This is a genomic window from Lewinella sp. LCG006 (assembly GCF_040784935.1).
In the GTDB taxonomy this organism is placed as follows: Bacteria; Bacteroidota; Bacteroidia; order Chitinophagales; family Saprospiraceae; genus Lewinella.
The window spans coordinates 3,698,119-3,710,794 of the sequence record NZ_CP160680.1 but is presented as its reverse complement, the minus strand read 5'-3'; the positions used below and the strand labels follow the sequence as shown (position 1 = coordinate 3,710,794).

At 47.8% G+C, this 12,676-nt stretch carries 12 protein-coding genes; 9 read left to right on the top strand and 3 right to left on the bottom strand.

Going from position 1 to position 12,676, the window contains the following annotated elements; all coding sequences use genetic code 11:
• Positions 1-106: 106 nt before the first annotated feature.
• Both ruvX and def read left to right on the top strand, forming a co-directional pair.
• Positions 107-523: a Holliday junction resolvase RuvX gene (gene ruvX / locus AB0L18_RS13300; protein ID WP_367393086.1), complete on the top strand. Its 417-nt coding sequence runs from the start codon at positions 107-109 to the stop codon at positions 521-523.
• 9 nt (positions 524-532) lie between these two features.
• Complete coding sequence (gene def, locus AB0L18_RS13295) at positions 533-1,084, top strand: peptide deformylase (RefSeq protein ID WP_367393085.1); 552 nt, start codon at positions 533-535, stop codon at positions 1,082-1,084.
• On the opposite strand, the gene AB0L18_RS13290 is transcribed toward def, so the two are convergent.
• A complete protein-coding gene (locus AB0L18_RS13290; RefSeq protein WP_367393084.1) occupies positions 1,081-1,779 on the bottom strand; it encodes a hypothetical protein in 699 nt (232 codons plus the stop codon). The two genes, def and AB0L18_RS13290, sit on opposite strands and share 4 nt — an antisense overlap.
• Positions 1,780-1,916: 137 nt before the next feature.
• Here AB0L18_RS13290 and AB0L18_RS13285 point away from each other — a divergent pair, with 137 nt between their 5' ends.
• From AB0L18_RS13285 to AB0L18_RS13275, 3 genes are all read left to right on the top strand, one after another.
• Complete coding sequence (locus AB0L18_RS13285) at positions 1,917-2,501, top strand: thymidine kinase (protein WP_367393083.1); 585 nt, start codon at positions 1,917-1,919, stop codon at positions 2,499-2,501.
• 7 nt (positions 2,502-2,508) lie between these two features.
• Complete coding sequence (locus AB0L18_RS13280) at positions 2,509-2,916, top strand: hypothetical protein (RefSeq protein WP_367393082.1); 408 nt, start codon at positions 2,509-2,511, stop codon at positions 2,914-2,916.
• 840 nt (positions 2,917-3,756) lie between these two features.
• A complete protein-coding gene (locus tag AB0L18_RS13275; RefSeq protein ID WP_367393081.1) occupies positions 3,757-7,002 on the top strand; it encodes a hypothetical protein in 3,246 nt (1,081 codons plus the stop codon).
• A gap of 80 nt (positions 7,003-7,082) precedes the next feature.
• Here AB0L18_RS13275 and AB0L18_RS13270 read toward each other — a convergent pair whose 3' ends face one another.
• Positions 7,083-8,357 carry a hypothetical protein gene (locus tag AB0L18_RS13270; protein WP_367393080.1) on the bottom strand — a complete coding sequence of 425 codons (1,275 nt, stop codon included), beginning with the start codon at positions 8,355-8,357 and terminating at the stop codon, positions 7,083-7,085.
• Positions 8,358-8,504: 147 nt separating this feature from the next.
• Here AB0L18_RS13270 and AB0L18_RS13265 point away from each other — a divergent pair, with 147 nt between their 5' ends.
• Both AB0L18_RS13265 and AB0L18_RS13260 read left to right on the top strand, forming a co-directional pair.
• Positions 8,505-8,828: a hypothetical protein gene (locus AB0L18_RS13265; protein ID WP_367393079.1), complete on the top strand. Its 324-nt coding sequence runs from the start codon at positions 8,505-8,507 to the stop codon at positions 8,826-8,828.
• A gap of 159 nt (positions 8,829-8,987) precedes the next feature.
• Positions 8,988-10,292 carry a M20 family metallopeptidase gene (locus AB0L18_RS13260; RefSeq protein WP_367393078.1) on the top strand — a complete coding sequence of 435 codons (1,305 nt, stop codon included), beginning with the start codon at positions 8,988-8,990 and terminating at the stop codon, positions 10,290-10,292.
• A gap of 149 nt (positions 10,293-10,441) precedes the next feature.
• Here the strand turns inward: AB0L18_RS13260 and AB0L18_RS13255 are convergent, their stop codons facing one another.
• Positions 10,442-10,624, bottom strand: a complete 183-nt coding sequence (locus AB0L18_RS13255) for a hypothetical protein (protein WP_367393077.1) — start codon at positions 10,622-10,624, stop codon at positions 10,442-10,444.
• Positions 10,625-10,778: 154 nt separating this feature from the next.
• Here AB0L18_RS13255 and AB0L18_RS13250 point away from each other — a divergent pair, with 154 nt between their 5' ends.
• Both AB0L18_RS13250 and AB0L18_RS13245 read left to right on the top strand, forming a co-directional pair.
• Positions 10,779-11,795, top strand: a complete 1,017-nt coding sequence (locus tag AB0L18_RS13250) for a DUF6624 domain-containing protein (protein WP_367393076.1) — start codon at positions 10,779-10,781, stop codon at positions 11,793-11,795.
• Positions 11,796-11,807: 12 nt separating this feature from the next.
• Complete coding sequence (locus tag AB0L18_RS13245) at positions 11,808-12,650, top strand: hypothetical protein (protein WP_367393075.1); 843 nt, start codon at positions 11,808-11,810, stop codon at positions 12,648-12,650.
• Positions 12,651-12,676 lie beyond the last annotated feature (26 nt).

Below are 12,676 nucleotides of genomic sequence, written 5' to 3'. Positions count from 1 at the left end.
CTATTTGAAATTGGTCATCCCTGAGGCCAAGGCATTGATGGCATTGAAAGCAAAATCCTCCCCAATTTATTAATTATCCATCACTTATTGTGCCTATCTTTGTGCTGTGGCAAGAATATTAGCAATCGACTACGGCACCAAACGCACCGGCCTGGCAGTGACAGATCCACTCCAGATCATCGCTAATGGATTGGATACAGTGGCAACACAGGATTTGCTAGCGTATCTGGAAAAGTATTTTTCGGAAGAAGAAGTAGAAACCGTGGTAATCGGAGAACCTCGCCATGCGGATGGCAATCCGACCAAGGTTACGCCACACGTCATTGGGCTGATGCGAAAATTGGAAAAATTATACCCCCAACTTAAACTCGTTTTGCAAGATGAAGGTTATACTTCCGTAATGGCCAAAGAAGCCATCTTGCAAAGTGGCCTCAAACGCAAAAAGAGACAAGAGAAAGGGCTGGTGGATAAAATGGCTGCGACCATCATTTTGCAAGAATACCTCGAGGTAAATAATTATTAATTTGGGTTTATGTTATTGTCAGTTTACGCCTACGGGCAACCAGTTTTAAAAAAAATGGGCCAACCCATTACCGCAGAGTATCCTAATCTGGAAAAACTCATCGCCGACATGTGGGAAACCATGTACCATGCTAATGGTGTCGGGTTGGCTGCTCCGCAAATAGGTAAAGCGATCCGCCTCTTTGTTGTAGACACCGTTCAGATGATGGAAGAAGGCAAAGAAGCCGATGGCCTCAAAAAGGTATTCATCAACGCCGAAAAAATCGAGGAATCAGGCGAAGAATGGGCCTACGAAGAAGGCTGCCTCAGTATCCCCGATGTGCGGGGAGATGTAGAACGCCCCGAAAATATCCGCCTTCGCTGGGTCGATGAAAACTTCGTGGAGCATGAAGCTACCTTTAGTGGCCTCAATGCCCGGGTGATTCAGCACGAATACGACCATACCGATGGTAAGCTCTTCACCGAATACCTCAAACCTATCAAGAAGCGCTTGATTCAGCGAAAACTCGAGAATATTAAGAAAGGCAAGGTGAGCGCCGACTACCGGATGAAGTTCGTCTAGTACTTCCTTCTTACCAATTTGATGAAGCTCTCTGCTACATCGGTACGCTCCTCTTCTGTCCAGTCATTTTTTTCCGCAATATCGATCAGCAACTCACGGGCTTCCTCCATGCTATTGAGCTTGTTGAGCTGTTGGAGCGTTTCATTCATAGCGGCCATGTCTCGCCCAAACAGCTCATTGGAGTAAAGTAACTTATCGTTGATGGACATCGCACGCGTGAGGTCGGTGATCGCTTGTTGGCTCAATTTTTCCGAAAGCTCCTTGGCGGCTTTGTGCTTAAACAATGCTTCTACACCTGCGCTGGCTGTCTTTTTAGCCGGAGCTGGCGGCGGTGCAGGAGCTGCTGCGGGTGGAGGTACGGGAGCAGGTGCTGGAGCTGGTGTTTCAACCACCACAGGCTCTGGCTTAGGAGGGGGAGGTGGCGGCGGTGCTGGAGCTGGCTCCACTTCTACAATCGGAGGTAAAGGTTCCGAAACTGTTCTTTCTACCGGCGGCGGTGATGGCGGTGCAACTGGCCTACTCATTGGCTGTGGCGGTGCACTGGTATCGGTATTGAGGTAAGCCTCGTAAAATTGACGAATATAACTGAGCATCAAATCGCGCTCAATATTGGAAACTTCTCCCTTATCCAGGCTAACGGATTTGTGCAGGGCATTGATTTTTTCCAGTAGAATTTTCGCTTGTTGTAAGTCCATGTAGTTGGAAGACGTCTTAATTAGTTTCAGAACCGAGCCCAAAAATAAAGGCTTATCTGAGATTGTGCTAAGGATAAACCGTTTTTCTTGGGTAAAATTGTGAAGCTACCCTATCTTTCGAGCTAAAGCTAAGCTATATGTTTCTAGAACCTTTTTTTCGTGGGCAACGCAGTGGCTGGATTGAAGTGATTTGTGGCTCTATGTTTTCGGGAAAAACCGAAGAATTGCTGCGCCGACTCAAGCGCTCCAAGTTTGCCAACCAAAAAGTAGAAATCTACAAACCTCGTGTAGATACCCGTTATGATAATGTAAAAGTCGTTTCCCATGATGAGAATTTCATTCTGGCGACCCCGATTGACCACTCTGATAAAATTCTAAAAACAAGCGACGATGTTACCGTCGTCGGTATTGATGAAGCGCAATTTTTTGACCATGATTTGATTCAAAATGTGCAAAAGCTTGCCCTTTCGGGTAAACGGGTGATCGTAGCTGGCCTGGATATGGATTTTCGCGGTCTACCCTTTGGCCCGATCCCCGGGCTGCTGGCGGTAGCTGAATACATCACCAAGGTACACGCTATATGCTCCCATTGTGGCAACCTGGCCACCCACTCCTACCGCCTTTCGTCGGAAGATTCTACAGTAGTCTTAGGCGAAAAAGACAAGTACGAACCACGTTGCCGTGCTTGTTACAACATGGGCAATATTCTGGACCTGAAGTAAGCTGCTCATGGCAAACGAAAGAAGGTCGCTCTGGATCATCATTGTCTTACTTGGCTTATTAGGTTCTTTTCAGCTCTACCGAGAATCCTTTCGGGTGAATGCCTGGGGGCTTAATGAAACCATAGGCTGGTCCAACGATACTTTTTTTTGGTGGCTTATCCTCGGTTCTCCCGGTTTGTGCGCCATCATCAGTTCGCTAATATACGGCTACCTACACGCTAAAAGGCGTACACTCACGCTGTGGTTAATGGTACTACAAATGTTCGTCATCCTCTTACTCACGTATTATCCATTCGCGCTGGTGACCTTTAATATACTGGCTTGGATGATCCTTTTTTCAGTGGTATGGCGCAGCAGTAAGGAGCAGGTTCCTGAAAAAGAGATGAGGGATGACTTGCTGGATGATCTTTCTTAATGAAATACGCGTACAAGATGAAAAAGCCTACCACCGCTCTGGTCATTTCTTTACTAGTCGTTCTTCTAGGAATCTTCCAACTGGTGAGAGAAATATTTGGGTTGGGGACTTGGCAATCAAAGGGATATCTTGAACGGTATAAAGGAGTAGAGGATTTGTTCTTCTACCTCCTAGAATCGCCAGGTATCTGGATCATCATATGTAGTCTCAGTTACTTCAACATACATAAAAAAGGAGGCCAGCTTTTATGGGGGCAAATTACCGCCCAGTTCCTTTTATTCTTGTCAATGTGCTTCGCTCCGATGGCAAAAATGTTGTTTATCCTAGTTTGGTTACTATATGCTCAAATTGTTTATTACAGCTACAAATCCAGACCACAAAATTCTACCACAGACATCTTGGATGATCCTAATTTTTGATGGTGGATATCTTGGCAAAAATTGCAGTCATCGTACCCTATACAATCATACATTTAGGTACGCTCCGATTACTTGATTAGAGGCCATGCCTTTGGCTCTATGCAGGGTATGAAACCCTGCCTTACGGAGCGGCAGACGATCAGCTGGCAGCCCAATCGTACCAATACGATCATACGATCAACACCAAGATTAAAGGGGGAGGTCGGAAGGGAAGTGCCCAAATAGGAAAACACATGCATAAAAAGCAGCGCCTACCTGCCTTGGTGCAGTGAAACATTTTGTGGAACTCCCTGTTTTGCTTTTCTTTACCCTTGGGTGTGGCCTCTCACACAGAGACGTTGCCGTGTAACGTCTTTACGATTATTCATTAGGCGTGGTAGCAGCGGAGACGTTGCACTACGACGTCTTTACCTACACTAGTATGCGACCATTTACAATCCTTCTATCGTCGTTGCAGCGCAACGCTACTGTCCTTATCTTATTACAACTGCTGGCTTTCGGCCTGCTCGCACAACAGCTGCCCGAGCAGAAGTACTTCGGCGACCTGGCTCCTCGCAACATCGGCCCCGCCGGTATGAGTGGCCGCGTAACGGCCATTGATGTCGATCTCAGCAATCCGGAAATCATCTACGTGGGCAATGCCTCTGGCGGCGTCTGGAAAAGTACCGACGGTGGTATTGCCTGGAAAGCCATCTTCGACAAGCAGCCACTGCAAGCCATTGGTGCCATCAAAATTAACCAACGCAACCCCGACGAAATTTGGGTGGGCACCGGCGAAGGCAACCCCCGCAACAGCCATAACACCGGTCAGGGCCTCTACCGCAGCCGCGATGGTGGTGACACCTGGGAACTGGTAGGGCTCGAAAAAACACAAAACATCCACCGCATCATCGTCCATCGCGACAATCCAGATGTCGTCTACGTCGGCGCTATGGGCTCCATCTGGGGACCTAACCCCGAGCGCGGTGTTTTCCGCACCGAAGACGGCGGCAAAACCTGGGAACACGTGCTCAAAGTAGCCGACGGCGTGGGCATCGCCGACCTGGTGGTAGACCCCACCAATCCCGACAAGCTGCTGGCCGCCATGTGGGAGTTTGACCGCGACCCCTGGTTCTTCAATTCCGGCGGCCCGAAATCTGGCCTCTACATGACCTACGACGGTGGCGATACCTGGGTACAACGCACCGCCGAAGATGGCCTCCCCAAAGGCGACCTCGGGCGTATTGGTCTGGCCATTGCGCCCAGCGAACCCAATATCATCTACGCCCTGGTAGAAGCCAAAGTAAACGGCTTGTACAAGAGCACCGATGGTGGTAAAAAGTGGAGCCTCGTCAGCGAGAAAAACATTGGTAACCGTCCGTTTTACTACGCGGAATTGTACGTAGACCCGATCAACGAAAACCGCATTTATAACCTCTATACCTACGTGAGCCTGAGTGAAGACGGGGGCAAAACCTTCCGCGTTATTCTGGATTATGGGACCAACGTGCACCCCGATCACCACGCTTTTTGGGTTCACCCCAATGACCCCAACTACCTGATTGAAGGCAACGACGGGGGACTGAACATCAGCCGCGACCGGGGCAAGACCTGGCGTTTTGTGACCAACATCCCGGCAGCGCAGTTTTACCATATCAACCACGACATGGACATCCCCTACAACGTGGGCGGTGGTATGCAGGACAACGGCTCCTGGGTAGGCCCCAGCCAGGCTTGGAAGAGTGGTGGAATTACCAACCACGACTGGCAGGAAGTGTTCTTTGGCGATGGTTTTGACCTCTTCTTCAAGCCCAGCGACAACCGCTACGTGTACGCGATGAGTCAGGGTGGCAACGTGGGGCTAGTCGATCGCAAGACCGGCGCAACGACCTTCATCAAGCCCGTTCACCCAAAAGGGGAAGAGCTGCGCTTCAACTGGAACGCGGCCATGGCTCAAGATCCGCGCCAGGAAAACACCATCTACTTTGGTAGTCAATACCTACACAAGAGCACCGACTGTGGCCAAAATTGGACCATCATCAGCCCCGACCTGACCACCAATGACCCCGAGAAACAAAAAGCCGACATCAGTGGTGGCTTGACCTACGACGCTACACAAGCCGAGAACTATACGACCATTCTGGCCATTGCGCCGGATCATTTCGATGCCCAAACCATCTGGGTAGGCACCGATGATGGCAACCTGCAACTGACCCGCGACGGTGGTCAAAACTGGACCAATCTGGCCAGTAGACTACCCGGTGCTGCAGCTGGCAGCTGGATTCCTTACATCGAAGTTTCCCGCATCAATCCTGGCGAAGCTTTTGTGATTGTGAACGATTACCGCCGCAACAACTTTGAGCCGATGGCTTACCACACCAAAGACTACGGTAAGACCTGGCAGCGCATCGTCGGAAAAGACGCCGTGAGTGGTTATACCCTCAGCATTGTGCAAGACCCACAAGTGGCTGGGCACCTGTGGCTGGGTACCGATCACGGCCTATATTTCAGTATCGACTACGGTAAGACCTGGACCAAGTGGACCGAAGGATTCCCTGGTGTGCCCGTGGCGGATATGAAAATCCACCCGCGCGAGCAAGACCTGATCATCGGCACCTTCGGCCGCGCCGCCTGGATCTTGGACGACCTGCGTCCGATGCGGGAAGTTGCCCGTACGAATGGAGAGATCCTGAAAAAGCCGTTCGCGACCTTCCCTTCTCCCGATGCTTACCTGGCAGAGACGCGCAGTTACCAGGGGATTCGCTTTATTGCGGATGCCGAGTTTGTAGGCGAAGATCGCCCTATGGGTGCGCTGCTCACAGTGTGGGTAAAGCCCAAAGACAAGAAAGCCGAAGAAGCGCCCAAAGAGGAGATGAAAGACCAGGAAGATGGCGACGACGAAGCCGAGGAGCAGCCGAAACGCAAACCCAAGGGCGGTAGCGACAAGGTAAAGATTCAGGTGATCAACAGTGCTGGTGATACCATCCGCACCTTTACGCAGAAAGTGGAGCCGGGCTTTAACCGCTTCACCTGGAACCTGCGCGGTGATGGTTTTGAGTTCCCGAGCCGCCGCGAGCGCAAGCCGGATGCCGACCCTCCGACGGGCGGAAGTGTTGCCCCGGGCACCTATACCCTGCTGATGACCTACGGCGAAGAAACTGGTCAGACCACGGTGACGGTACACGCCGACCCACGCATAGAGTACGCCGCTAACACCTGGGCCAACCGCGATGCAGCCAATGCAGAATTAGAAAAAATCGTGACCGCCGCTACCGAAGGTTTCAACCGCCTGCAAGAGATGCAGAAAGACATGAAACTGGTAGAGCAGGCCCTGGTACACGCCCCCGACTCTACACAGCAGGAAGTGAAGAAATGGGGCAAAGCCCTGCGCGACAGCATCGCCCAGGTAGAGGAGCTCTTCATGGAGCCCGAAGACGTAAAAGGCATCAAGCGCGACCCCAACACCTTGATGAACAGCCTCTGGGGCGTGCGCCGCTACATCGGCGACATCAACGGTGAGCCGAGCCAGATGGTAGGTTTCACCTTGGAGAAAGCCCGCCAACACACGGCGGAAGTCCTGGAAAAAGTCAACAAACTGGTGACGGAAGACTTTGTGGATTATCGCACCAAAGTACAGGCCATTACGGTGAAGCTCTTTAAGGAGATGGAGCCGGTGAAGATGGAGTAAAATTATCAAGCGCACCTGCCCCAGCCAGCAAAAAGGGTAGGTGCGCTCCCTTATTGGATTCGTGCTACTTTACCCCCCACTCAATTCCCATTAAACATAGTTCGCAGTAATTGAAATTTCACACTATCGGGTTGGGCAGCTATGGAATCGGTTATAATTTCAACCTTTTTGATCATTTCATTTAGCGTGATGGAATCTATCAAATTGTTTGGGGAGGAATGGTGCATCCTTAGAACATAGCTGGAGATATTTTCGATACGCTCTTCCTTCGTTTTGTAATTAGAAATTCCTCCTCCTACACCATAGGTAACAAAACCTGGCTTGAACATCGCCTCAGTTCTTGAATCGCCAACAAAAATAGTGGCGAACCATTTTCCGTAGAGTTTGAGATCTCTATCTTTTTCAGGTTCTAATTCTAATTGAATAAAAGGGCCGTATACTTTTGCAAATCCGACATGGTTTATACTATCCGTTTGCCATGCTGTTCCTGATGAACGGTAAAGCCCCTTCATTTTCACCAAATAGCCGTTGTCATCATTGGGTTGATGCTTTAGACGATAGAACGTCAATTCTGGAAACGTCCAAAGTTTGTCCAAGGTGTCTTTGGAACGAAAAACCAAAGAAAACTGCCCAATAGAATCACCTTGAAGAGCTTCATAGTTGATCGGCGCCATGCCGTAGTTTTCTGGAATCCTATTGCTCAAAAAATAAAGACCCGCGAATGCCAGGCAACTTGCTCCCAACAAAACAATCAACAGGTAAGACCGTCTCAAACGACCTTGATACAACTGAATCTCTTCAGTTGTATCAATGGGCAACTCAGGAGACTTAGCCGGAGCATTTTCTCCCTTAGTACGAGCATCCTTCTCTACTTTCAATTGTAGTAGCTTAAACAACTCGCTTGCTTCCTCTTTCCTCTCCAAAATCGCTTCTACTTCTTCCAGGGAATAGCAGTCAAGTAAAGTACTGGGCACATTGTATAAATAATGAAAACGGGAGTTGATACCCACTCTCTCCTCCTTTAGTGCAATATACTCATAGATATAATCGAAAAACTCCGGCATATACCAACGCTTAACTCCATCTATCTCTCCCTGATATCTTGTACGATGGAATAATTCATTGAACCTGGTCCCTTTAAATGCATCCCCTCTTTGGCCACGCGGTACCAATCCTAAAATTTCATCCACCAGTGGTTCGTAGGCATTCCCGGTTGTGTCTACCGATGTGGATACTGCTGCCCCATATTGCTTCAATTGCTCACCAATAAATAATTCTTCGCCACGACTAAGTCGGTTTTTCCTGCAAAAGGCATTCAAAAGTGCTATTAAGCGCTCATTGTCTAATTCTTCCATTGTCTTCTATTTCTACGCATTTCTTCCATTTCAATGGTAATTGCGGTCTATTGTCAAGTCGGTTGCTACTAAAGCCTCTCTGTCAGCTACTTGCGAATAGTTTTGCCATAGAAAAAAATCATCTCCAATACAAAAACGTAAAGTAAAATGAAATTACAACAACAAATCGAAGGATTTCTAATAGACCTCTGGGATTTTATTTGCCTATTATTTGGGCAGCTAATTGAGCTTCTAATTGGCACCATATTATCTGCGATTTTTGGAATGTTGGTGATGAGTGTTATTAATGCTCTTTACAAATCCCTCAAAGTACCCGCAAGCCAAGGCGACTGGTCAATTTTCACTATTCGGCTTGCACTCTGGAGCCTTTCAGGATACTCCATTTTTTATGCTCTTGACTCAGAAATTTTTTGGATAGCATTACCTGGTGCATTGATCATAATAATCATGAGCATCAATGAAAGCAATTAACTATCCATCATGTGACATGGAGGCTATCTACTCCGTCCGCCAGGCAAGCATGATGCAAACCTAGGTTTCACTTCTTATAAGTTGCTCTCAAAAAAGATTTCCCAAGAATTCTCTGGGAAGAAACACTGCTTTGCTTTCATCAATAAATCAATAACCATTATGAAAAGCCTTTTCTTTTTTTTACTAATTTCAACTATTGCTATCATGCAAAATTCACCATCACTAGTGACGGAAAAGCCATCTGATTTGGCTGAGTTCGTCAAAACTACCGCTGCGTCGCAGCATCTTCAGGCTATCCAGATTTGGAAAGATCTCAATGCCATCGCAGAACCCTCTTGGCATGAAGACAAGACGGCTGTTTATACAGAAAATTTCGCGAAACATTTAGGAGTCCCGGTCATTCAACTCCCCGGATCACATACCCGTATTATGCGAATTGAGGGTACGGGAAAGGGGCCAAACAGGGGCGTCTTGGCCTATAAGGTTGACCTAGATGCCTTGCCCTATAAGCAGTCTGACGGGTCAATCATGTACAAACATTCATGTTTCCATAGTGGACACATGGCCATCGCGCTCTCCATCATGGAAACCCTTTGGAAAGTCAGAGCGCAAATAAATGCAACCGTATTATTCATCTTCCAAACAGCCGAGGAAACCCCTAATTGCGGCGCAAGGGAGTTGTTGGCGAGTACTCTTTGGAATGATTTAAAAATTGACCGAATAGTAGCCCTCCATGCCAGCCCCGAGCTAGCCTATGACCAGGTTGCGGTTAGAGAGGGTTATGCTCAAGCCGGAATTGATATCCTGACTTTCAATGTTGCGGTGGATACCAACAAAATCAAATCAAGTCATGTAGCCAAGCCACATGCTGGTGCGAATACAATTTGGGCAGCTATCAAATTAGCAACTCAAATGAAACTGGCACTTGCCGAAACCAGCGACCCTGTACACCCTTTGCTGTTCAACATCGTGCAGTTTGGCAGCTCCAATTTCGGAATGGACAACGTGAATATTACCCCCGAACAAACGACCTTCATTGTCAACCTTAGGGTATTCGACATGGATTTCAAAAAAGAGGTAATGAAAAAAGTAGAACAAATGATCGCTGCCATCGAACTTGAATATGGAGGTTTGGTCAAAATTGAAATAAAAAGTGAACCAGGGCCTGACCCCGTGTTTAACAATCCAGAATTGGCCAAAAGAACCTTTACTTATGCCCAAGAAGTATTAGGGAATGACAAAGTGAGTGTTGCCTCTCTCCGGAGCGGAAGTGATGATCTCGGGGTCTATTCGCAAATACTCCCAGTTGTCATGGTTAGGCTAGGTACAGGTAACCCAGCGAAAGGGATCGTTACGGATCTTCATAACGAGCGCTTCACTGTTGATACAGACTGTTTCATCACAGGTATAACAACCATGAGCTACGTTATTTTGAAAGAGCTGGGGGTTTCAGGTAGTTTCTAAAAACATCGTATGAATGGCCTTTTCAATATTGAGGCCACCACCGTGAAGCTCTTTCAGTAGATGTACGCGGTGAAGATGGAGTAATATTATCAGGGCGCATCTCTGCCCCTTCTTAAGGTTGGGGCAGGGTCGCTCCCTTACGGGGTTCGCTATTCGCTCCGTCGCCCTTCGAAAAGGGCCACTGCTTCCCTGCGGTCGCACCCTCCAGGCAGCTTGCGCGGGGTGAGCTGTAGGAGTAGCGTGTCTAACTGCTCTAAAAGCCGTGTAAACTCAGAGGAGCTTGCGACGATCACCGCAGGTAATCCGTCTAATCCGTTAGACCAGTGGCCCATCCAGAGTTGCTAATTTTCTTTATAGCAAGCACAAACGACACTTGTCCTTGCCCTAATAATCAAAGCTTTCTCTAGAATTTGCTAAAAACTACTCACTACAAGTTTTTTTCAGTACAATTTCTCATCTTTGTTTAGCGCCCATAAATATTTTACTATGCTCTCTACTCACTCAACAAAAATCGCTCTTTGCGCAATTGCGCTTATCGCATTCGGGATACTCCCTAATTTGGCTACCTCCCAAAATTCTCACGGCGAGGAATTTCATCGGCTTTTTCACCAGGCCGATAGTTTATTTGACTTGGGGCAATACACCGCCGCGGGTCAGCTGTGCGATCAGGCACTGGAGATGAAGGGAGGGCAGTTTCCTGACAGTGGTTTTTATACTGATGGTTTTTCCTATTGGACCGAAGCGGGCAATCAGGAACGCTCTATTTTCTACCTGGAAAAAGCCTTACTCCTCCGCTGGCAACCCCAGGAAATTTTGGAGAGTTTAGAGAATGATCCGGAATATGAGTTCCTCCGACAGCACGAACGCTTTCGGGAAATAATGGACACCAACTACGCAAGAAGAGAAAAGTACAGCGGAATAGCCGACACCTTGCACCAAATAAAAGTCAAAGACCAAACCCTAAGGCAACTCCTCAGCTGCGCCCGCGAAAAATTTGCCGATGACTCCCTCCAATTGAATGCCTACTACGATCTGATGGGAATGCAGGACAGCTTCAACCTCATCTATGTGGCATCTGTACTGGATGCACACGGTTGGCTGGCCATCAACAAGATAGGAGAACCGGCAAATCGGGCGCTCTGGCAGGTAATCCAGCATTCCCCGCTCGAAGTGCAGGAAAAATACTTGCCGCTCCTCCGGGAATCTGCCGAAAAAGGGGAAAGCAGAATGTCCAGTTACGCCTTCCTTCAGGACCGCGTGCTGATGAGAAGAGGCCAAAGACAACGTTACGGCACCCAAATTGCCAAACACCCGGATACTGGTAAATCAGCCGTCTACCCCGTCGAAGACCCCATCCATATCGACAGCATCCGAGCGAGTGTAGGTTTCGAACCCATCAAAGAATACGCTGCTTTTTTTGATATTGAAATCACCTCTCCCGCAGATTTAGATGATCAGCGGGTGCTGGAGGATCGGCAGGAGAGGCGGAAGAAGAATAATTAACACCTTACTTTTATGCATCAAAATAACACCACTGCCAAGGCTATTTTCCACCTCATAGCACTCTGCTTCTTATTATTTACCCTTTTTCAAAGTTGCAGTGACCAGACGGAACCATTTATTCCTGAAAGACAGGAGTCGATCAGAGAAGATCAATATGAAACTCGTCGAAAAAAGCTTGTAGAAGCTTACGAAGCAGAAGATTATTTTAGAATATCTTTTTATCTGGCGACGCTTCAATCTCCCTCCAAACCAATTTATGATAATCTCAGAAAAGCGGCAAAACATGATTCATCAGCCTGCACTAAAATCTTTGACGTAAGGTATCTGGCCGAGCAGGGCTTTTACAGGTATGTTTATAAAATCGACACCACCGAATTTGAAAAAGTTTTTGACCTCTGTATCACCCAAGAAGGAAGCAATGCTTATGACTTGTACAAACAAAAGGAGATGGAAAGAGCAAGACTTTACAGAGAAAGTAGGCCGCGTTTAGATTCAGCGCTCTTTGATTGGAAGTTGATGGAAATACTTAAAGAAATAGAAGAGGATGATCAAAGACTAAGAATAAAAATGAATGCGCTGGGTAATTCAGAAGCAGAAATAGCACGACTCTTAGTTATGCGGAATAAAATCGACTCCATTAACCTTGTACGCGTTGATAGCATACTTACCTATGTTGGGTACCCTACCCGAGAGAGAGTAGGGCATGATTACACTAGTGTAGTAGCCTTTGTTGTGCACCACCAATCCGATCCAACTGTTAGGCAAGCATACCTTGACCGAATTAGGCCGTACCTAAGCTTAGAGCGAGTTGAATTGATTGAGAACAGAACACAAGAGATCCTGCGAGGGAACTAGCTTTAATTGACTGGAAATTAAAACGC

Excerpts from the sequence above, each read along its gene's own strand:
- def (WP_367393085.1), top strand. The coding sequence starts at position 533 with ATGTTATTGTCAGTTTACGCCTACGGGCAACCAGTTTTAAAAAAAATG.
- AB0L18_RS13290 (WP_367393084.1), bottom strand. The coding sequence starts at position 1,779 with ATGGACTTACAACAAGCGAAAATTCTACTGGAAAAAATCAATGCCCTG.
- AB0L18_RS13285 (WP_367393083.1), top strand. The coding sequence starts at position 1,917 with ATGTTTCTAGAACCTTTTTTTCGTGGGCAACGCAGTGGCTGGATTGAA.
- AB0L18_RS13280 (WP_367393082.1), top strand. The coding sequence starts at position 2,509 with ATGGCAAACGAAAGAAGGTCGCTCTGGATCATCATTGTCTTACTTGGC.
- AB0L18_RS13275 (WP_367393081.1), top strand. The coding sequence starts at position 3,757 with ATGCGACCATTTACAATCCTTCTATCGTCGTTGCAGCGCAACGCTACT.
- AB0L18_RS13270 (WP_367393080.1), bottom strand. The coding sequence starts at position 8,357 with ATGGAAGAATTAGACAATGAGCGCTTAATAGCACTTTTGAATGCCTTT.
- AB0L18_RS13265 (WP_367393079.1), top strand. The coding sequence starts at position 8,505 with ATGAAATTACAACAACAAATCGAAGGATTTCTAATAGACCTCTGGGAT.
- AB0L18_RS13260 (WP_367393078.1), top strand. The coding sequence starts at position 8,988 with ATGAAAAGCCTTTTCTTTTTTTTACTAATTTCAACTATTGCTATCATG.
- AB0L18_RS13255 (WP_367393077.1), bottom strand. The coding sequence starts at position 10,624 with ATGGGCCACTGGTCTAACGGATTAGACGGATTACCTGCGGTGATCGTC.
- AB0L18_RS13250 (WP_367393076.1), top strand. The coding sequence starts at position 10,779 with ATGCTCTCTACTCACTCAACAAAAATCGCTCTTTGCGCAATTGCGCTT.
- AB0L18_RS13245 (WP_367393075.1), top strand. The coding sequence starts at position 11,808 with ATGCATCAAAATAACACCACTGCCAAGGCTATTTTCCACCTCATAGCA.